Source organism: Vibrio sp. TRT 17S01, assembly GCF_050113695.1.
Classification (GTDB): Bacteria; Pseudomonadota; Gammaproteobacteria; order Enterobacterales; family Vibrionaceae; genus Vibrio.
In genome coordinates this window covers 266,957-287,943 of sequence record NZ_JBNJOG010000005.1, presented here as the reverse complement: position 1 = coordinate 287,943, position 20,987 = coordinate 266,957, and the positions used below count along the sequence as shown (strand labels likewise).

Below are 20,987 nucleotides of genomic sequence, written 5' to 3'. Positions count from 1 at the left end.
ACCTTTTATTTATCCACTATGAAGCCTTGGAAGACTTCGATGAAGTGCTCGGACAGGAAGTCGAGCTGAGTTTGAGTTTCCACTCTTGATGCGATAGTTTTTATGCCTAAGTTATGCGCAGTTCGAGAAATTGACGTCAGTGTGAATTTTTGTTTCTCATCATCTAAATGGTGAGTGTAGAGGTAATCCAACTTGACATATGCTGGGCGGAACTCGTTGATGTAATCTAGAGAATGGAAATGTCGACCATAATTGTCGACACCGAAATCAGCCCCAGCATTACGAACAGCATTACAGAACAGTGCTGTGTGGTGAGGTGAATTGATAAAGCAACTTTCCGGGATCTCAAAGTGAAGTTTGTCGGCAACAGATTTGTGCTTGTTGAGTAACTGTGTCACCCAACGAATAAAGCTAGGCTGGGCGATACTGCTTTGAGCGATGTTGACAGCAACTGGCTCTTCATACGCACCTTGCTCTAGTTTATTCACAATCGCTGTAATGACATATTCGTCGAAAATATGACTTGAGTTTAATTGTTCAAGGGCAAAAAGATACTGGTTGGCACTGTAGCGCTCACCGTCTTTTTCTATGGTTGAGAACACCTCTCGGTGATATGTTTGCCCCCAGCTATTGTTAGCAGCTTGAAAGCGGAAGCTGAACCAATCATTGTTAATGGCTTCCTCGACAAGGTTCTTCCATTGTTGTTTACCCATTAGGTTCTGAGGCGTCTCACTTGAGACGTAGCCATAAAGAAGGTCTGGGTTAGCTTTAGATGTCGCCAACGCGTTATCAAGCATGGTGAGTACTTCTGTTGATGTTCGCCCTGACTCGTTGTGGACTACCCCTAGTGATACATCAGCTGAAGCCATGCCTGTTGGGTCGGCACTGATATCTTGGACGTAAGTGACAATGCTTTCAGCCACTAACTTGAGTTCAGAGTCCTCCATATTTGGCAAGATGAAGCCAAACTCTTCAGTTGAGATTCGCGCGATAGCGACGTTTGGAGATGTCAGAGAGACTTTCAAATGATCGGCCAATTGGCGGATCATTCCATCACCCGCTTCATAGCCTTTGTCATCGTACAATTCTTTGATAAAGCGTGCTTCTAAAATGGCAACACCGCCGTGGCCACCTTCGCCGAGCCAAGAGTTGAGCTGACTCATGTAGTAAGCTCGGTTGCCAAGTTGAGATACTGGGTCGATGTATGCGCGCTCTCGCAGTTGCTGTGCTTCTTTGGCTTGCGCTTTAAATGCCAGTTCCACTTGCGCTGACATGCTGTTAATACCATCGACAACATAGATAAGATCTTTGGTTGCAGGACGAGGCAGAGGATCGCCAAATTGATTTCGAGCCACTTGCTCCATTTTTTCAACGATGAGTTGTAGTGGACGTAATGCGCGCTTGAGAATAAAAGAGATAGCACCTAATCCAATAAGAAAAATTAGGCAAAATGCGATAACAAGGCGTTCAAAAGCGTTCCAAAGCTGGGTGTAGGCATCCCCAGGGTGGCTGACGATCTCGACTTCCGCGAGCTGCATCCAACCGCTTGTTACTACGCGCTTATCATGGATTTTTTGAAACAGGTTTAATTTAGTAAACCATTGAGGGACATCATTAGGTTTAATTGGGTATGAGCGAATGATCTCATCACCTGTATCGAGAAAAATAAGTCGTACGACGGAGTAACTGCTGCCATCAAATAAGGCGTTAATCACCGATTCAACTGCGACTTGATCCTTATCTTCTAAATAGGGCGCAAGGGCTAATCCAACGGTATTGATGGTATTGTTTACTTCTGAGCGTTGTTGCTGCTCTAGGTTATTTCGCGTGGTGTTGAATTCGATGATAAATACAGATGCCATCAGCATCAAAAACACCGCTATCATTCCCGCGACAAGCTGTTTATATAAAGTCATATTGCCTACTCATCGTAATTGACTATCGGTTTATTCAATTTCAGTGAACGCTCACGTGCCCGCAGATCATTCCACAAGCTGAGACGTGAAGATTTACCGGCCAGTTGGCCTTTCTTCGACTTCATCAGCCAGAGGTTTTTACCGTTAAAACTGTAGATCGGTAGTAGATCCCGTCTCGTAGAAGCGGGCTTAATCACTGGATTAATATTGTCTAAAATAATGGGTTCTGCACTCGGCTTGGAGTAGTACGCGAGAACCATATGGAATTGATTTAGCTCAATAGCTTTAACATACACAAGGCGTAGTTTCTTATCTGAGACACCTAGTTCAAGCAGGGAGAAGTACTTCGCAATTGTGAAATCTTCACAGTCACCAGCGTTACTTCCAAGAAATTCTAGAGGTGTTGCCCAGTAGTCATTCTTACCCCATAAACGAATATCGTTGACGAAATTAAGCTGATTAAAGAAATTGTTAACCTTGGTTAACTTATCTCTTTCTCCCAAATTTTTATATTGACTCATTTCTCGTCGCCATGTTTCTACTCGGCGACCAGCTCGGTCGCCATAGGTCGCACGCACAGCATTTACCCACTGTTGTTCTCGGGTATTTAGCGCCATAGACGTGGTTGATGCCGTGATAAGAATGAGAGCGGCGAGCCAATATTTCATTCAATGCCTTTACTGGCAACTTAGTGTGTAAGTAACGTTTGGTTTGAGCATAAACTATTCCTTTAATGCGTTAGTTCGAGCACTTAAAATCGGTTTCATTAAGTATTCCATTACTGTTCGCTTACCTGTGATGATATCCACCGAGGCTGTCATCCCGGGGATAATGGGCAGAGACTCATCATGGTTGAGTGATGTTTCTTTAGTGCGAACCCTGACTAGGTAAAAACTGTTGCCTTCTTCATCTTGCGTAGTATCAGCACTGATGTGCTCGAGCGTGCCTTGTAATCCACCGTATTTAGTAAAATCATAAGCACTAAACTTAACAATGGCAGGTAAGTCTGGTCTTAAAAAGGCAATATCTTGCGGCGCTATTTTGGCTTCAACCAGCAACGTATCTTCACTAGGGACAATTTCGATGATGTCCATACCCGGTTGAATTACCCCTCCGACGGTATTGAAGTTAAGCGTTTTGACCGTGCCATTGACGGGAGAAACTACTATGGTGCGATTTACACGGTCTTCAAGGCCGACAGTCGACTCGGTCATCGCAGAAAGCTTATCTTGTGCCTGATTCAGTTTCTCTTGTTGCTCTGAGCGAAATTTTTGGGCCGCATCAATTCGGCTTAACATCGCCTCTTTGATCGCAGACTGTAAGACGGGTACCTTGAGTTTACTGGATGTCAACTCACGTCGAGTATCGTTGACTTGTCGTTGTAGTTTCAACAACTCAATACGAGGTACAACCCCTTCATCAGCCAGTGGTTTAGTGATGTCTAACTCTTTCTTGGCGAAGTTGTAGCTTTCTCGGAGATTTCGTACTCGAGCCTGAATTTCAATTAAATCCTGTTGCTTTTGTTTGACCTGTTGATCGATAAGGGATATTTGATTTCGTAGATTATTGAGATCTTGTCGGTATTCTGCTTTTTGACGAGCAACTAATCCGGGACGTTGCTTAGCAAACTCCTCTGGGAAAACGAGTTTGCTGTAATCAAGGACGACGTTCTTTTGCCAGTTTTGTTCGTTAAATTGTTCGTTAACCGTTACGCTGGTCATGGATGCAGACAGTTGAGTAACACTTGCTGTTAAGTTGGCGACCTGTTGCTCTCGCTCACGAAAATCTGAGCGGAATCGTGTGTCATCAAGTAATAGTAGCTGTTGCCCTTTTTTTACCTGCTGGCCTTCACGAATGAGAATTTCTTTTACAAGACCACCTTCAAGGTTTTGAATGACCTGAACTTGTGAAGAAGGGACGACCTTACCTTGGCCGACTGTCACTTTATCGATTTGTGCCCAAGATGCCCAAGCAATAGCAATAGCAAAAAATAAAACAATCACCCAAAGCATGACTCTTGCGTTGCTAGGCGTATTGAGAAGTAGCGCGGCTGTTTTATCATCAATGTAGTCAAGTTCAGTGGGGGAGAGCTTATTATAATCGCTTTTGCTCATTGTGATTCCTTGTCACTAAAAAGTGTTATTTAACTGATTTTATTACCCATTGACCCAAATGTTAAGGTGTTGAGAACAAAACATCATGCGCTATCTTATGGTACTTAAAGCTTAGATATATACCGATGTAAGCTCAAGATACACCTTTTGTTCTAAAATCGGGATTATTTCCCTGCATTATCATGCTAAATATTGACTGGCTCACTATCGAAAGGTGCTTCCTATGTGATGAATAGGGATGGTACAGGTACAAATCTGGTTTGATGGTTGTTTTCTTCAATTTATAGGCGCACAATCAGCAAAAAATGTTGAGGAGTAAAGATGGAACTTGAAGACATTCGTCGTGAGTACAGGAAAGGTGGCTTAAGACGCAAAGACTTGTGTGCGAACCCAATTGAGCAGTTTAATGTCTGGCTGCAGCAAGCGATAGATGCCCATCTTACCGATCCAACGGCGATGACAGTCGCAACGGTCGACCGCACTGGTCAGCCATTTCAACGTATTGTTCTACTAAAGCATGTTGATGATGGGGGCTTTGTTTTCTATACCAATTTAGGTAGTCGAAAGGCAGATCAAATTGAAGGAAACAGTAAAGTCAGCCTTCATTTCCCATGGCACCCGATTGAACGTCAAGTCCACATTACTGGGACGGCTGAAAAACTCACGGCCTTAGAGAATATGAAGTATTTTGCCTCTCGCCCAAAAGAAAGCCAGCTTGCGGCAATCGCGAGTAAGCAAAGCAGCCGGATTTCTGCTCGAGGTGTATTGGAAGGTAAATTCTTAGAACTTAAAAAGAAGTTTGAAAAAGGTGAAATTCCAGTACCAAGTTTTTGGGGGGGATATCGTATCCGACCTGAAAGCATAGAGTTTTGGCAAGGTGGTGAGCACCGCTTGCATGATCGCTTCTTATTTTCCAAAACCGATGAACGTTGGGACATCGACCGTTTAGCCCCTTAATCACTGCCTACCTAAATGACTGCGCCGCTTATGCGGCGTAGTCACTATTTAGAACCACAGAAAGTTGTGTTTTTAATAGCGTTTGGGGGATACGTGAACCAAACCCCTTGTCTAAAGCCAAATCGATAAGATGGGCTTTACTATGTGCTCCAAACTTATGCCTTAACCTGACGACGTAGCTTTCAAATGTTTTAATCGAAATGTTCATTGCATTGGCGATGAACTTAGGTTTTTTACCATAAAGCAATAAAAACAGTATTTCTGACTCTCTAATGGTTAGGTTGCATAAGCCATCTTCATGACGACTAGGGAGGTGGTGCAGGTTTGGCGGGGCAATCATACCTGTTGCTCGGCAAACCCAGTGTCCGACTTCTAATACTGCTGTATCGGTTAAGTCTTGCCCATAGAAAATGGTGCCTTGAACGGTGCCATTTTCATCAAACCATGGTGTTTTAGTAAAAATGTGGGCATGCCAACAACCATCAGGATATGGATGTATGTCTAGAACTTTCAATGATTTTTGGGTCTGAATGACATAGCGATCTTGTTCTTGGAAGCAATGGGCAAAACGAGTTGTTGCACTGGGCATGTCAAAATCTGTACGACCAGAGCATTCTCTAGATGAAGCTAGCCCCACTAATGAAGCATAGGCATCGTTGGCGTACAAAAATACAGAATTAAGGTCCTTGCATCCCCAATATCCGGGAAGTTGCTTGAATAGCGATACTAATTGCTTGTCCAATTTATATGCATCCTAAAGACTATCTTAACGATGATAATCGATCCGAAAGTTTTTGTAATTAACTAATTTATTAGTTAATTGTTCTGGATAAAAAAATGCCAGCCACTGTTTTGGCTGGCAAATACAAGATTCTCTCTTGTTGACGTGTAGAAGAGGTTCTATGCACTCAGCGAGGGTCTTGCTGAGGATAGATGTATCATCAGATACAAAACTCCTTTGCTTCGCATGGGGAGTTCGTTGTTAATGTAAGCTTTCATTTGGCAACAAAAAAGGGGGGAATTCCCCCCTTTGTATTAGTTGGATGTGGCCACTAGTTAATTTCTCGAACGATACGGAAACCAACGTAGTTAGAAGTGGATGACGGCGAAAGGAACAGTTGTTGGTGTGCTGCCGCCATCTCTGGAGCAGAGTTCCATGCGCCACCTTTTGCGATACCTCGACTATCGCTTGTCCATTGCCACACGTTACCAATAGCGTCATAAATCCCAAGTTTGTTTGGTTTGAATGCGCTCACTGGAGATGTGCTCTTGTTTGACCATGGAGTACCACTCCAACCGGTATTCGCTCGTCCTGCTTCGAATTTATCTCCCCACCAATATTGATTATGGCTGCCAGAGCGTGCGGCGATTTCCCATTCATCTTCAGTTGGTAGGCGATATTTAAATCCAGTTTGCTTGGTTAGCCAATTGATATAAGCCTTAGCGTCATTGCGGCTGACACAGACAACAGGAGAGTTTTCATATTGCTTAAAGCCAGGATTGCGCCAGTAACTCCCTGAAATTGGTGTGATTTCACCATCTTTAATGGTTGTACACGTATTTTTTAGCTCAGCATCTGATTGATAGTTGGTTTGATTCACAAAGGATTCAAATTGATTCACAGTGACAGGAGTCGCGCCAATGCCGAAAGCATGATCAAGGAAAATCTGATTTGACGCATGCTCTCCAACTAAATATTCGCCAGGTAGTAACGCAATCACTTCTGGTGCTTTACGCCCGCCACGCATACTGTCGGCAAACTTATCACCAGCCGAAAGAATATTTTTCTTTTCCACTAGGTTTGCGCGCAGTGAGTAATTGGATGTAATGCGAAGCTCTTTTTGGTAGGAGTGGTAGCCGTCTTTCTTAATGACAATGTTATGTAAGCCAACTGGCAACAACACCTCGACTGGAGTACTGCCATAACTTACACCATCTACTATGACTTTATCACCATACTGGTTTGAACGAAGCGATAAACTGACCCATGCAACTTCTTGTTCACTGCTTTGTTGAGCTGCTTCATAACCAGGTGCAAAACAGTATGTGTTTTTAATACCTAGAAGCTTACAAGCTGCACTTTCTGAAGGACGAGCTTCTAATTGAACATCCAAAATATTCCGGTAACGCTCACCATCATAGAATCCTTGTTCAACTACAGAGTGTCGTAGTACGTGCGTGTTTAATGACACTTGGTCGATATGTTGTTTAGCAAGGCTCGACTCGGTTGTAGAGTCTATCAATGCATTTTGGAACTGCTTTACCGCTTTTTGAAGCGCTAATTCTTTTGTCTGGCTATCGCATTGAGCGAGGGTCATTGAAGATTGGCAGCGATTTGTGAAGCTGACATTAAGAGTTTGACTCTGTTGCAACTCCTCTTTCATGCGCTCTGCGCGTGCACGCAGCTTGGCAACATCAAGCTCATTGATGCTTTCCTTGATGTGTTCAACGGTAGTCTGCTTAGAGAATAAGTTAGCACTGAGCTCTTCAAGTTCTTGTTCTGCTTCGAGGCGGTATTTTTGATTTTGTTTTACTTTAGCCCAAGCATCTTGATAAGCCTGTTGAGATGCAACGATATCGATACTTGGCTCATCAATCATTCGCTGATAATCACGCTCGAGATCAGCTTTGGCTTTTGTCATTTCAGTATCAAAGGATTTCGCCTGCTTGGCCAGTGTCTTTAATTGACGTTGTTGGTCGTCTACCAGCTCTTGTTGTTTATCAAGCTCAGCTTTGGCATTCGATAATTCTGAATGTTTAGTAAATAGCTGGTCATCTATTGCGATAACCGAGGTTGGTAACTCTTCAGCCAAAGTTGGCGTCGCAACCAAGCAAGGAGAAATAGCTAGCAAAATAGCGGATAAACCTTGTCGCATTGTCTTTCTTCTACTTATTAATAAATTGGCTAATGAATTCATTCTAAACGCAAACGCCATCTTGCCTGAAGTTACTTTGCTGTAACTTAGAGTCAACATGGCGTTTTTAGTACATCTTTGTGATTTGAAACCGAAAATGAGTACGTTAGCTATTGGTGTTTGGTCTTAGTTTTACCCATACCGTATCGTTGCTGTGTACGCTGATGACTCGGTTGTAAGTTTGGTAACCATCTTTCGAAACGGTGACTTGATGATTTCCTTTTGGAAGAACAACTTCGACAGGTGTACTTCCGTATTCGATACCATTAATAATTACCGCATCGTTATATTGGTCTGAACGTACGATCACATTCACCCAGCTTTTTTCTTGCTTCTTCGTTTGTGTGGTTTGGCGTTCGCCTTTCAAACAGTAACGTGAAGATACGTTGAGCAACTTACATGCGGCCACTGCTTCCGGTTTAGCTTGAAGTTGTGCTTGCATTTGAGTGAAGTAGCTGTTGTTACCTTCAAAACCACTGCGAATAAGTTGGCTTTCCTGAACGTGAATATTCAGTTGGACATCTTTAGCATTCTGTTTTGCCATTGTGGATTCCGTTAAGCTATCCATCAGCTTGGCTTTAAAGGTTTTGACGGCTTTTTGTTTGGTAAGGTATTTACCTTGGCTTGCACATTCACCTAAGGTCATTGTGGCAGAGCAGGTTGTTTTGTAGCTGGTTTCTAAAACTTCGCTCTCACGAAGCTCAGCATCAAGACGTTTAACGCGCGCCTCTACTTTTTGCTCTCGTAGGTAGGAAAATTCGGTATTTAGACGGGCTTGTTTTTGTTTTACCTGCGATAAGCGCATTTCGTTTTCAGCAATTGCCTGTTGGTTTTCCAACATGGCATTTTGGTTGTTTTTTACTGCTGTCCAAGCGTCTTGGTATTTTTTCTGGAAGCTAACAAGGTCAGTCTCTGGATCATCTAAAAGGCGGCTATACTGTTTGTCCAGCGCAGACTTTGCTCGGTTCCGCTTGGCATCTAAATCCTGTTGTTCACGCTTAAGTTTAGCCTGCTCATTTTTAAGCAGTTGCAACTTATCGGCTTCTGAGTCGAACTCAGTGGCCATAGTATCGATTTCTGACTGTTTATTGCTCAATTTGTTATCGATTGCGGCGACAGGATCTGTCTGTGCAGCTTCTTCCGCTGAAATCGATGTCGAAACCCAAAAAGGGGTTAGCGCAAGCAAGAGCGCTGGGATGCGACGTTTTATCATAAGTCCCTGCAACAATTAACGTTTAACTCACCAATGGTAAAAGTAAATAGACAAACTTTTGACGTTGTTGCTCTAAAGTGTAGAACAACGGATTTTTTCGTCCTTTATTAACCTACTACTTAATAATAATTTAGAATAAATTCTAAATCATTGTAAGTCATAATAAAGTACTGTTATTCATTTTGAGCTGATTCACGAAATATGCAAGTGAAGTTTCTCGATCTATGTTTGAGAAAATCAGCTGAACAGACATTCGCCGTAATTTATGTGCACTTGATCATTGTTCCGAAATAGAAAAGATACAAAATTTCAACATTATTAACTTACAAAATAGCATTCTTAGTGTGTTGCTATGCATATAGTGAATGACAGATAGCGAAAATTTCGAGTTAGTTCACTTTTGTTATACCATTCGAAATGAGAAGTGTTTTTCATTGCCGAGTGTTCCAAATGACAGCTAAGCAGCTCCTAACCACGGTTTCGACTGACAAACTTTTGTCGCCCAAGCCCGCAGAACTGGTCACATTACCTTCACATATGGATTGTCATGATCACAGTTACACTCAGGTCGTGATTGGGTTAAAGGGACAAGCTGAATTCGAAGTAAGTGGGATGGGCAACTTAGTGGGGCCGGGCCAAGGTTGTGTGGTGCAGTCTGGTGCTGGGCATGCATTCGGCGGTGTGGTAGGGCAATCTGATATTTTAGTGTTGAATATGCCTTTACCGAGTGATGATGACCCTTTAATGCTGAAAAAGCTTAATGAGCTGAGTCATTCGGAGACTTACTTCCAATTAGATGGTCAGATTCAGAAGTTGATTCATATGCTGGTCAATGAAATGCAATCGAGCCCTGATGACTTGCTTCTCAGCCGCGCCTGCAATGATACTGTTATTGCTTTGCTGCAACGGCATATCTCTTCCTTTGAAACTCATCGAAAAGACTCACGTTTTGACCTAGATGCCATTGATCGATATATCGAACGTCATCTAGGGCAGAAAATCTCGGTTGCACAATTAGCAGGTAGTGTATTCCTAGGGGAAAGCCAATTCCATATGCTATTTAAAGAACAAATGGGGATCACTCCACATCAATATGTACTTGGTAAACGCATCGATATGGCCAAGCGTTTTATCGAGCAAGGAAGTTTATCATTAGGGCAGGTTGCTGAGTTAACGGGTTTTTCTGGTCAAAGCACATTTACCCATACTTTTACTCGCCTTCAAGGTTTGTCACCATCTCAGTACAAGAAACAAATTAATGTTAAATAAGAAAACATTTGCCAGATATTATTTTGATTAATTTGGTGTGACTCTGTATTTATTTTGTTAAAAAGCGTAGTTTTTAGCAAAAGACTCGGAGTTTTTGACAAGTATTCCTCACCCGCTCAAAATACACTGCATGCCATTGTAGAAAATCTGAGTAATTTTTGCTCAGGTATGAGATTGAGGAAGACGGATGTTTACTGCGACAGATGTACTGAACGCCGAGTTTGCCCAGCAACCGCTGGATAAGCTGTGGTCACTGATCTCGCCACTGTATATGGTGGACGAAACTCAATGGCTAAAACAACTTTTACCTTTGGCTACGCCTTCAGAGCGTGAAAAAGAGCAAATTAGCCTAAAAACCACTCAGTTAATAGAAGCGATTCGAGCGGATAAAAACTCGATTCAAATGATTGATGCCTTGTTATTGGAGTACAGCTTGGATACTCAGGAAGGTATTCTATTGATGTGTTTGGCTGAAGCTTTGATGCGTATTCCAGATGCGGCAACGGCTGATGCGCTGATTAAAGACAAGCTCAGTGTTGCGGATTGGAAATCTCACCTTAAGAGTTCAGATTCTGTTTTTGTTAACGCGTCTACCTGGGGATTGCTACTCACAGGTAAAGTGGTTGGTTTGTCTGATGGGGAAAAGCAGAGTCCTGCTCAAGCTGTAAATCGCTTAGTCAATAAGCTTTCAGAGCCTCTGATTCGTAAAGCGATGCACCAAGCCATGAAGATCATGGGGCATCAATTTGTTTTAGGGCGAAGTATTGCTGAAGCGCAGAAAAATGGCCGCCCAATGCGTGATAAAGGATTCACGTATTCATACGATATGCTTGGCGAAGCTGCGTTAACTTCAACGGATGCAAACAAGTATTTCAAAGACTATTTAATGGCGATTGAGGCGGTAGGTCGCGATCGCTATGGGTTAGATACCAGCCCTGCTGCGTCTGTTTCTATCAAACTTTCTGCTTTGCATCCACGCTATGAAGTTGCCAACGAAGAGCGTGTTTTAACAGAGTTATATGACACGTTGATACAGCTTCTGAGCCGCGCGGTAGAGCTGGATGTAGCCATTACGATTGATGCGGAAGAAGCCGATCGCTTAGAGCTATCATTAAAGCTGTTTGAAAAAGTGTATCGCAGTGAGTTAGTTAAAGGGTGGGGTAAGTTTGGCATCGTTGTTCAGACATACTCAAAACGTGCTTTACCTGTTTTAGTTTGGCTCAATGCCTTGGCAAAACAACAAGGTGACTTAATACCACTTCGTTTAGTTAAGGGCGCTTATTGGGATAGTGAGATCAAATGGTCCCAGCAAGCAGGGTACGCCAACTACCCTGTTTATACTCGTAAAGAAGCAACAGACGTTGCCTATTTAGCCTGTGCTCGATTCCTGTTGAGTGAGCATGTTCGAGGCAATATTTTCCCACAGTTTGCGAGCCATAATGCGCATACTGTGACGGCTATTGCGGTCATGGCAACGCATAAAGACTTTGAATTTCAGCGTTTGCACGGCATGGGAGATTCCTTGTACTTCCATGCGATGGAGAAGTATCAACAATCTGTTCGCATCTACGCTCCTGTCGGGAGCCATAAAGATCTGCTGCCATATTTGGTGCGACGCTTATTAGAAAATGGTGCCAACAGTTCATTTGTACATCGTCTTGTCGATGCTCGCTGCCCTGTGAGTTCGCTTACTCATCACCCCGTTGACATGCTGTGCGCTTTCGAAACATTACACAATGCCAACATTCCTTTGCCTCCAAACGTGTTTTCTGAGCGTAAAAACTCTCTCGGAGTCAATATTGATGTCGAAAGCGAAGCCCAAGGATTTGAGGCTCAAGTCCATAGGTTTTTATCTAAGCAGTGGAGTGCTGGTCCCGTCATTAATGGAACGATTCTTAGCGAAAGCATGATCAAGGAAAGTGAACGGCTTGATGTCGTTAAAGCGCCTTATGATCGCCGTATTGAGGTAGGGTTTGTTACTCATTCCAGCCTTGATCATGTTTCCGAAGCTATCACAGGAGCGCACAACGCTTTTTATTCATGGCAGCGAAGTGATAAAGCTACGAGAGCATCAGCGTTGGAAAGGTTAGCTGATTTGTTGGAAGAAAACCTTGCCGAACTAGTCGCGCTTTGCCATCAAGAAGCAGGGAAAACGATCCACGATAGCATCGATGAAGTGCGCGAAGCGGTCGATTTTTGCCGTTATTACGCAAAACAAGTGGAAGCGTTAGGCTCACTAGAAGTGACGGGTTTTGACGGCAGCGTTCGAACCGTATCGCGAGAAGGTCGAGGCGTGTTTGTTTGCATCAGCCCATGGAATTTCCCATTGGCGATTTTCCTTGGCCAAGTGGTCGCTGCTTTAGTGGCTGGGAATACCGTAGTTGCAAAACCCGCAGAACAAACCACTCTTATCGCCGCTCGTGCAGTGGAATTAATGAAAGAGGCTGGTTTTCCTGACGGAACCATTCAATTGCTTCCCGGGCGAGGAGCGGATATCGGAACTGCATTGACCTCTCATCCTGCTATTGCTGGTGTTGCGTTTACTGGCTCCACAATCACCGCTCAACGAATTAACCAAACGTTAGCCGAGCGCGATGCCCAACCTGTGCCATTTATTGCAGAAACAGGCGGGCAGAATGCCATGATTGTTGACAGTACGGCACTGCCTGAACAGGTCGTACGGGATGTGATTCGCTCAGCATTTGCTTCGGCAGGACAACGTTGTTCTGCATTAAGAGTGTTGTATGTGCAAGAAGATATTGCCGACCGCATCGTTGCTCTTATTCAAGGTGCTATGCAAGAGCTCAAAGTGGGTATTCCTTATCTGCATAACACCGATGTTGGTCCCGTGATTGATGCGACGGCTAAAGCGAAACTGCAAGGTCATATTGAACACATGACGAATAGTCAGCGAAAAGTTGCTCAACTTGAACTTGATGAGGTGTGTGAACATGGTGATTTCATTGCGCCGTCAGCATTTGAAATTAATGGTATTGACTGCCTAGCGGAAGAACAATTTGGGCCAATACTGCATATTATTCGCTACAAAGCGAACCAACTGACTCAAGTTGTCGAAGAGATTAATCAAACTGGGTTTGGGTTAACTATGGGTATCCATAGCCGCAATGAAACAACCTACCGTTGGATTGAAAAGCATGCAAGAGTCGGGAATTGCTACATCAATCGAGATCAAGTGGGTGCAGTTGTTGGGGTTCAGCCATTTGGTGGACAAGGGCTATCGGGCACTGGCCCTAAAGCTGGTGGCCCTCACTATTTGTTCCGTTTTACTCAAGTAAATTACCAATAATGCGCAATTAAGGAGAACACTATGGTGCATCAAGTAACACGTTTTTCCGATGCGTATTCTGCGTGGGAAAACTGGAATTTAACCGATTTCGATTCTAAAAGTGAGTGTTTACTCTCTTTTAAAGGAGCACTTGAACAAAGTGTTCCGAATCTTGGTGAAGTAGTTTCATATCACCTCCAACAAGCATCGACACTACTGGCGCAACCCCATGCTTTGGTTGGCCCTACGGGAGAAACCAACGAGTTATATACTGCTGGTCGTGGTGTGGCATTAATCATTCAAGATGAAAGCAGTCTCAATGCAAAACAGTCTGTGCTGGCGATGTTTAGTGCTGCACTCATTTCAGGAAACAGTGTGATTTTGTGCAGTGATGATTCTGAGCTTACTCAGGCTTTGGAAACGGCTTATTCACACTCTTCTTTACCGGCGAATCTTATTCAATTCGCCCCTTTTGATGCATACCATCAATTGATGGATTCTGATGTACGTAACGTTGCGTATGTTGGCCATTCCACACTTGAACGCAGCATCAACTGCCAACTTGCAAAGCGTACAGGTGCGATTGTGAGTTTGGTGTCTGAAACGGATCTGGCTGCATTGCCTGTTGCTCACGATCCATACCTTTCTCTTCGGTTTATTACCGAAAGAACAAGAACAATAAATATAACCGCTGTGGGCGGGAACGCGACCTTGTTAGAGCTAGGAAGCGAAGCTCATTAACGCTATACGCCGGTGCCCCTAAAGACGCAGGGGCATCTATGCGAGGCGATCTAATATAAGAGGACATACTAATGGAAAATAGCTTTGCTATTACGACCACCTTTGTTGCGTATCTAATTTTGATGCTGGCAATAGGTGTGATTGCATATCAACGAACGAAAAACTCGACCGATTATTTCTTGGGCGGTCGTTCCTTAGGGCCATGGCCTGCTGCATTGTCTGCGGGGGCGTCCGACATGAGTGGTTGGTTGTTACTTGGCTTGCCAGGATACGCATATGCTGCTGGTATTGAGGCATTTTGGCTAGCGGGTGGCTTGCTCATCGGTACGTGGCTGAACTGGCTTGTTAATGCAAAACGTCTCCGCACATATAGCATAACTACCGATGCGTTGACGTTGCCGGAGTTTTTATCGCGTCGCTTTAACGACCATTCGAAACTGATTCAAGTAATTTCTGCCTTCTTCATTCTTCTATTCTTCCTTTTCTACACCAGCTCAGGCTTGGTGGCTGGCGGAAAATTGTTTGAAACAGTATTTGGTCTTGATTACACAACGGCGGTGATCATCGGCACTCTATGTGTGGTGTCTTACACCTTATTTGGTGGTTTCCTTGCTGTGTCATGGACAGATTTAGTTCAAGGGTTGTTGATGGCAGCGGCTTTGATGATTGTCCCTATTGCTGCAATGGAAGGTGGCTTTAGCGACCTCAGTCAGCAAATGGAAGCGATTAATCCTGAGTTACTCACCTTGTGGAACGATTCAAAAGGTGAGCCTTTATCTGCCATTGCTATTATTTCATTGGTTGCATGGGGTTTAGGGTATTTTGGTCAGCCACATATTTTGGCGCGTTTCAAAGCGTCTCGCTCAAATCGAGATCTCACAACAGCACGTCGCATCGCAGTGATTTGGACGGCACTTTCGATGGCAGGAGCCATGCTAGTAGGGATTGTCGGCCTGATTTATGTCACTAATTCAGGTGTTACAGTGGATGATGGTGAAAAAATCTTCATGCTGTTGGTGAATTCGTTATTCCACCCTGTTATTGCTGGTATTTTACTGGCTGCTATTCTTGCTGCGGTAATGAGTACTGCCGATTCACAACTTTTAGTGTCTTCATCTGCACTAGCGGAAGATTTCTATAAACAAGTGTTTAAGAAAGATGCAAGTTCTGAAGAGATCGTGATGGTTGGCCGTGTGGCTGTGATTGGTATCTCCATTGTTGCTTTAGTATTAGCAATGACACCAGACAGTTCTGTATTAGGTCTCGTTTCTTATGCTTGGGCAGGCTTTGGTGCCGCATTTGGTCCTGCTCTGGTACTAAGCCTTTACTGGTCACGTATGAATCGTAATGGTGCGCTGGCCGGTATTGTCATTGGTGGGGTTACTATCGTGGTTTGGAAACAGTTGTCAGGTGGTTGGTTTGATGTCTATGAAATCGTACCGGGTATCATATTCTCAACGATTTCTATCGTGGCTGTCAGTTTGCTGACAGGGGAGCCAGATGACACAGTGAAAGCACAGTATGCAAAATTCGAAAAACAGCTTGAAGAGCTCGAATAACATTGGTTCATCACTTATCTAACAAAACGGCCTTAGTAGGGCCGTTTTTGTTTTGCCAGTTAATTTTTGAGGTTAATCTCACGTTTTTGGTGTTTGTTCGCAAGGGAGGGGAACTTGGGCGCTGACTCTGTGTCCACACACTGAATCACATCGTATTACTCAGGGAGAACATCATGCCAAAAGCTTACTGCCAATGCTGCCAAAAACAGACAGCACATAAAGTGGTGATGAAGCGTTGTCAGGATGAACACTCATCTGTTTTCAAAAATATTCAGTGTTTTTTCTCTACACTTATTCAGGGTGATCACTATGTGAAAATGGAACGCACATATTTTTGCCGCAGTTGTAATCACCAAACACTGTCTGCTGGCGTAAACTTTTCCAATATCAAAGCCGCTTAAACGCTTATCTCTCTTCACTGACCTAAGACCAATAGGTTGAGGTGAGGGACAACTATCTCTGTGGATTCATTTCTATTATGATGCAATGAGCATCAATAATAAGAAGAGCCACTATATGGATTTAGACAGAATTGATAGAGAAATCCTTCGCATCCTACACCTCAAAGGAAGGCTACCAGTTGTCGAGCTTGCAAGGATGGTGAATCTGACAACGTCTCCGTGTTCAGACCGAGTGAAAAGACTTGAAAAAGAAGGTTATATCAAGGGTTATCACGCGGAGCTGAATGCAGAGAAGTTAGGCTTAGATGTACAGGTCTTCATTCATATCCGATTAGATCAAACCAGCTTTTCTGTTTTTGAAAAATTTGCAGCGGCCGTTGCTGATATGCCAGAGATTGAGGAATGTTATTCGCTCTCTGGTGATTTCGATACCATGATCAAAGTACGAGTAAAGGACATGAAGGCATATCAGAGTTTTATGTCGACTAAGCTAGGAACTTTGCCTGGAGTGATCCAAACTCGAAGTGAAGTTGTGATTGAGGAACATAAGACTAGTTTTGGACTCAATCCGGATTTAATTTCTTCACTGTAAGTGTTATGAATGCCAAAAGTTAAAAAGGGAAGCTTCTGCTTCCCTTTTTGGGTTATAAAAACAAGGTGCTTATGACGCCGATAAGACCGCCAAAAACGCCGCCCCATACGACAAGCCAACCAAGGTGCTCTTTGATCATTTTCTGAACCATTTCTTTGACAAGTTGCGGAGTCAGTTCATTGAGACGTTGAACGATGATGTTTTCAATGTTTTGTTTGATCTCATCCATCATCGCAGGTGCTTCTAATTGATCTCTTAGCGCATTCTTCACAGAGTCGCTACGGCTGATCTCAACGACAGATTGCTGCATTTTTTCGACAAAAGGTTCTTTGAGAGGCAACAAGGCTTCTGTTCCACCAAACATGGCTAGCATGCCGCCAAACGAGGAGCTCGCAATGACTTCTACTAATGAATCAAATGTTGGATTGAAATCGATGTTCTCGATGATGGGTTCGAGATTTAACGTCGGTGTGCCAGTCATTTCTTTATTCAAGAATTTATCGATGTTTTCACGAGTAAAGAACTGCTCCATCATTAAAGTCTTGATAGCTAACTTAAAGTCTTCAAAGCGAGCTGGGATAACCCCCGAGCCATACAAGCCGGGTACTTTCTCAAAGAGCATGTGAATGGCAAGCCAGTTGGTGATAGCACCGGAAAAGGCAAATAAGCCTGCGTAAAAGGCAATCTCGTTACCAGTGGTGTAACCACCGGCTAATAGTGCTAGCGCAATAACATTAGTTAGTAAACTTTTATTCATTGTTGTCAGTCAGTTGATGGAAAAATTGGCAAGAGTATATTGAGTCGCGTTGCAAGGGACAAGGGGTAAAATAAAGGCAGATCATATGAGCTGCCTCTGTTTGGTCGTTTAGGTAACTAGCTTAAGCACTTTGTTTTTCTATGGCCTCATCGCCAATAAAACCTCCAGTCTGGTGTGCCCAGAGTTGAGCGTATATACCTTTGTTATTGATCAACTCCTGATGGGTACCTTGCTCTGCAATTTGGCCGTTATCAAGAACGATTAGACGGTCCATTGCAGCGATCGTCGACAGGCGGTGGGCAATTGCAATAACTGTTTTTCCTTGCATTAACTCATTGAGGCTTTCTTGAATCGCCGCCTCAACTTCGGAATCGAGGGCTGAAGTTGCTTCATCCAAGACCAGTAATGGGGCGTCTTTTAATAGTACTCGGGAGATAGCAATACGCTGGCGCTGTCCTCCCGACAGTTTAACGCCACGTTCGCCGACTTGAGCGTCATAACCCTCATTGCCAAATGGGTCGTTGAGTGTTTCGATAAACTCGTGTGCATGTGCTTGCTTGGTTGCTCGAAGCAGTTCTTCCTCTGTTGCATCAGGATTGCCATACAAAATGTTGTCTCGGATAGAGCGGTGCAACAAAGACGTGTCTTGTGTCACCATACCGATTTGAGCACGTAGTGAATCTTGACGAACGTTTGAAATGGTTTGACCATCGATCTTAATGCATCCTTCTTCAACATCATGGAAGCGAAGCAATAGATTAACCAAGGTTGACTTTCCTGCGCCTGAGCGTCCTACCAAGCCGACTTTCTCTCCAGGTTGAATGTTCAGATTAAGGTTGCTGATCACGCCTTTCTTTTTGTCTCCGTAATGGAAACTCACATTATCAAACTCAATACCACCTTGCGTAACTTGAAGTGGCTTCGCATCTTTTTTATCTTCAATATCAATCGGTTTTGATAATGTTTTCATACCGTCAACAACGGTACCCATGTTCTCAAATAGCGCACCAACTTCCCACATGATCCACATCGACATCCCGTTAAGGCGCAGTGCTAAGCTAATGGCAACCGCAATGGCACCGATGGTGATGGAACCATCCATCCATAGATAAATAGACAGCGCACCAACCGAAAACACCAATATATAGTTAGTGATCTCTACCGCGACATCGAAACCAGTTACTAGCCTCATTTGACGGTAGACAGTTTTGAGGAAACCCTGCATGCCTTCTTCAGCGTATTCGGTTTCACGTTTGCTGTGTGAGAACAGCTTAACGGTCGTGATGTTGGTATAACTATCGACGATACGTCCAGTCATGGTTGAACGCGCATCCGCTTGTTGTGTCGCGACTTTTTTCAGCTTAGGGACAAAGTAAACTTGAATGCCTACGTAAGCGCAGAGCCACAACAACATTGGGATCATTAATCGCCAGTCTGCTTGTGCAAGTAAAAACACCATTGAAGTGAAATAAACTGACACATAGACAAAGACATCCATGGTCTTCATGACAGTTTCACGAACAGCAAGAGAGGTTTGCATCACTTTCGTGGCGACTCGGCCAGCGAAGTCATCTTGATAGAAGTTCACGCTTTGTTTGAGTAAGTAACGGTGAGCCAACCAACGTACAGACATTGGATAGTTCCCCAACAGCGTTTGATGAACAAGTAGTGAGTATCCAATCACAAGAACAGGCATGACAACCAATAATAGAAGGCTGTAGAAAATGAGTTCACTACGATTGTCTTGCCAGAATGTCTCAGGGTTACTTTGTGATAACCAGTCAACCAAGTTGCCCATCGCACCAAAAAGAGAGACTTCTACAATAGCGACAATGGTGGCTAACAAAGACATCAGAATAAGCGGCCCTTCAAAGCCTCTTGTATAGTGTCGGCAGAAGGCAAAGATCCCAGACGGTGGCTGTGTGGGTTCTTGATCGGGAAAAGGTTTGGTGAAACCCTCGAATCGTTTAAACATGCTAATTCCTAAGCGTTTTAAGTGATTGATTGGTATGCACTTGTCCATTTGGAGAAGGGTGAAGATATGGTATACCGTTGGCGTACAAATTGTAACCAGTGAATTTGCAAAACTTATTCTTTGTTATGCATATTATCCGATATTATGCATTGAAAATTGATATACGCAGTAATATTTACTGTTGTTTGACTTGCTGGCAGTAAAATAATTAAACCTAACTGCTATAACTATCGATAATTCAGTAAATATTATTTTAACATTATGCTTACAATTTCGATTATCTAGTGAGAATAACGAGTTTGTAGCAATGTTGAAACAGCAAACCCATCTGAAAAATGAATCTATTTCAGTACAGAATGCAAATTGTGTTGTGATGGTTCCGCCAAAAGAGTTTAAGTTCAATGCGGAAACAGCAAAAGATAACGAGTTCCAACATCATGTCGACTTAACGGATGCGCAGATCCGCCGCCAAGCGATGGTTGAGTTTGATGCAATGGTGGCGTCTTTGCGCCGTGAAGGTATTCAAGTCGTGGAATTTGACTACCCGGAAAGTGAGGTTGAAACGCCAGATGCTGTATTCCCTAATAATTGGTTCAGTACAACTTTGGCTGGCGAATTTTTTGCTTTCCCTATGGCATGCCAAAATCGACAACAAGAAGTGCGTTCTGAAAGTTTAATTGCTGCGTTAAATCAAGCTGGTCGCGTCGTGAAGCGACAAGATGATCTTACTTCATACCTCAAGGATGACGCGCATTTGGAAAGTACTGGTGTGATGGTTAAAGACCATGTAAATAAAACGATCTATGCCGCGTTGTCACAACGGTGTGATCGTGAAGTACTTGAAGACTATGCTGAAAGAATCGGGTATTCGCGTGTTGTCTCTTTCCAAACTGCATTACCATCCGGGCATCCGATTTATCACACTAATGTGATGATGGCGATTGGCGAACATTTCTGTGTTATTTGTGATGAAGTGATCCCTGAGTTTGAGCGACGTTTTGTTGTCAAGTCGTTGGCTAAAGACAAGCAAGTGATCTCTATCTCTATCGATCAAATGAATCAGTTTTGCGGTAATATCTTGCAACTCGAAACGGTGAATGGTGACAAGGTAATTGCAATGTCTAAGTCTGCTTATGATGCATTTTCGCCGTCGCAGAAAGGACAGCTATCCAGCCACGGTAAGCTACTGGCTTTTGATGTTTCGACCATTGAAAATATTGGTGGGGGAAGTGTGAGGTGCATGTTAGGAGAAGTGTTCTTACCCACTCGAAACCGAGTCTTGTAAGGTAGAT

Annotated in this window: 16 protein-coding genes; 8 read left to right on the top strand and 8 right to left on the bottom strand. The window is 43.5% G+C overall.

The features are described 5' to 3' along the window. Window positions 1-5 precede the first annotated feature (5 nt). Genes ACQEXS_RS10775 through ACQEXS_RS10765 form a run of 3 tightly spaced genes read right to left on the bottom strand, consistent with a single transcriptional unit; the run spans window position 6 to window position 4,030 of the window. Complete coding sequence (locus tag ACQEXS_RS10775; RefSeq protein WP_427013818.1) at window positions 6-1,916, bottom strand: bifunctional diguanylate cyclase/phosphodiesterase; 1,911 nt, start codon at window positions 1,914-1,916, stop codon at window positions 6-8. A 5-nt stretch (window positions 1,917-1,921) separates the two neighbouring features. After that, the gene (locus ACQEXS_RS10770) at window positions 1,922-2,584 is read right to left on the bottom strand and encodes a transglutaminase-like cysteine peptidase (RefSeq protein WP_427010791.1); all 663 of its coding nucleotides are present in this window, start codon (window positions 2,582-2,584) and stop codon (window positions 1,922-1,924) included. Between the two features lie 54 nt (window positions 2,585-2,638). Then, window positions 2,639-4,030: an HlyD family type I secretion periplasmic adaptor subunit gene (locus ACQEXS_RS10765; protein WP_427010790.1), complete on the bottom strand. Its 1,392-nt coding sequence runs from the start codon at window positions 4,028-4,030 to the stop codon at window positions 2,639-2,641. Window positions 4,031-4,351: 321 nt separating this feature from the next. On the opposite strand from ACQEXS_RS10765, the gene pdxH reads away from it, so the two are divergent. Further along, window positions 4,352-4,987, top strand: coding sequence for a pyridoxamine 5'-phosphate oxidase (gene pdxH, locus ACQEXS_RS10760; RefSeq protein WP_367990374.1), 636 nt, complete (start codon window positions 4,352-4,354; stop codon window positions 4,985-4,987). Window positions 4,988-5,015: 28 nt separating this feature from the next. On the opposite strand, the gene ACQEXS_RS10755 is transcribed toward pdxH, so the two are convergent. The 3 genes from ACQEXS_RS10755 to ACQEXS_RS10745 all read right to left on the bottom strand — a co-directional run bounded on the left by ACQEXS_RS10755 (window position 5,016) and on the right by ACQEXS_RS10745 (window position 9,115). Then, window positions 5,016-5,729: a helix-turn-helix transcriptional regulator gene (locus ACQEXS_RS10755; protein ID WP_367990373.1), complete on the bottom strand. Its 714-nt coding sequence runs from the start codon at window positions 5,727-5,729 to the stop codon at window positions 5,016-5,018. 310 nt (window positions 5,730-6,039) lie between these two features. Continuing rightward, entirely contained in the window at window positions 6,040-7,863 is a 1,824-nt protein-coding gene (locus tag ACQEXS_RS10750) for an SUMF1/EgtB/PvdO family nonheme iron enzyme (protein ID WP_427013817.1), read from the bottom strand. A 145-nt stretch (window positions 7,864-8,008) separates the two neighbouring features. Then, window positions 8,009-9,115, bottom strand: a complete 1,107-nt coding sequence (locus ACQEXS_RS10745; RefSeq protein ID WP_427010787.1) for a PEGA domain-containing protein — start codon at window positions 9,113-9,115, stop codon at window positions 8,009-8,011. A 450-nt stretch (window positions 9,116-9,565) separates the two neighbouring features. Here ACQEXS_RS10745 and ACQEXS_RS10740 point away from each other — a divergent pair, with 450 nt between their 5' ends. The 6 genes from ACQEXS_RS10740 to ACQEXS_RS10715 all read left to right on the top strand — a co-directional run bounded on the left by ACQEXS_RS10740 (window position 9,566) and on the right by ACQEXS_RS10715 (window position 16,963). Next, on the top strand, window positions 9,566-10,384 hold the full coding sequence (locus ACQEXS_RS10740; protein WP_427010786.1) for a helix-turn-helix domain-containing protein: 819 nt from the start codon (window positions 9,566-9,568) through the stop codon (window positions 10,382-10,384). A 187-nt stretch (window positions 10,385-10,571) separates the two neighbouring features. Next, window positions 10,572-13,691, top strand: coding sequence for a bifunctional proline dehydrogenase/L-glutamate gamma-semialdehyde dehydrogenase PutA (gene putA / locus ACQEXS_RS10735; RefSeq protein ID WP_427013816.1), 3,120 nt, complete (start codon window positions 10,572-10,574; stop codon window positions 13,689-13,691). 21 nt (window positions 13,692-13,712) lie between these two features. Beyond that, the gene (locus tag ACQEXS_RS10730; protein WP_367990368.1) at window positions 13,713-14,411 is read left to right on the top strand and encodes a 1-pyrroline-5-carboxylate dehydrogenase; all 699 of its coding nucleotides are present in this window, start codon (window positions 13,713-13,715) and stop codon (window positions 14,409-14,411) included. 71 nt (window positions 14,412-14,482) lie between these two features. Continuing rightward, window positions 14,483-15,970 carry a sodium/proline symporter PutP gene (gene putP, locus ACQEXS_RS10725; protein ID WP_427010783.1) on the top strand — a complete coding sequence of 496 codons (1,488 nt, stop codon included), beginning with the start codon at window positions 14,483-14,485 and terminating at the stop codon, window positions 15,968-15,970. A gap of 173 nt (window positions 15,971-16,143) precedes the next feature. Continuing rightward, window positions 16,144-16,371: a hypothetical protein gene (locus ACQEXS_RS10720; RefSeq protein WP_367990366.1), complete on the top strand. Its 228-nt coding sequence runs from the start codon at window positions 16,144-16,146 to the stop codon at window positions 16,369-16,371. A 115-nt stretch (window positions 16,372-16,486) separates the two neighbouring features. Further along, window positions 16,487-16,963, top strand: coding sequence for an Lrp/AsnC family transcriptional regulator (locus ACQEXS_RS10715; RefSeq protein ID WP_427013815.1), 477 nt, complete (start codon window positions 16,487-16,489; stop codon window positions 16,961-16,963). 52 nt (window positions 16,964-17,015) lie between these two features. On the opposite strand, the gene ACQEXS_RS10710 is transcribed toward ACQEXS_RS10715, so the two are convergent. Both ACQEXS_RS10710 and ACQEXS_RS10705 read right to left on the bottom strand, forming a co-directional pair. Further along, window positions 17,016-17,720, bottom strand: a complete 705-nt coding sequence (locus tag ACQEXS_RS10710) for a DUF445 domain-containing protein (protein ID WP_427013814.1) — start codon at window positions 17,718-17,720, stop codon at window positions 17,016-17,018. A gap of 121 nt (window positions 17,721-17,841) precedes the next feature. Beyond that, window positions 17,842-19,695: an ABC transporter ATP-binding protein gene (locus tag ACQEXS_RS10705; protein ID WP_427013813.1), complete on the bottom strand. Its 1,854-nt coding sequence runs from the start codon at window positions 19,693-19,695 to the stop codon at window positions 17,842-17,844. Between the two features lie 307 nt (window positions 19,696-20,002). On the opposite strand from ACQEXS_RS10705, the gene ACQEXS_RS10700 reads away from it, so the two are divergent. Continuing rightward, window positions 20,003-20,980: an arginine deiminase-related protein gene (locus ACQEXS_RS10700; protein WP_427013812.1), complete on the top strand. Its 978-nt coding sequence runs from the start codon at window positions 20,003-20,005 to the stop codon at window positions 20,978-20,980. The last annotated feature ends 7 nt before the right edge of the window (window positions 20,981-20,987 follow it).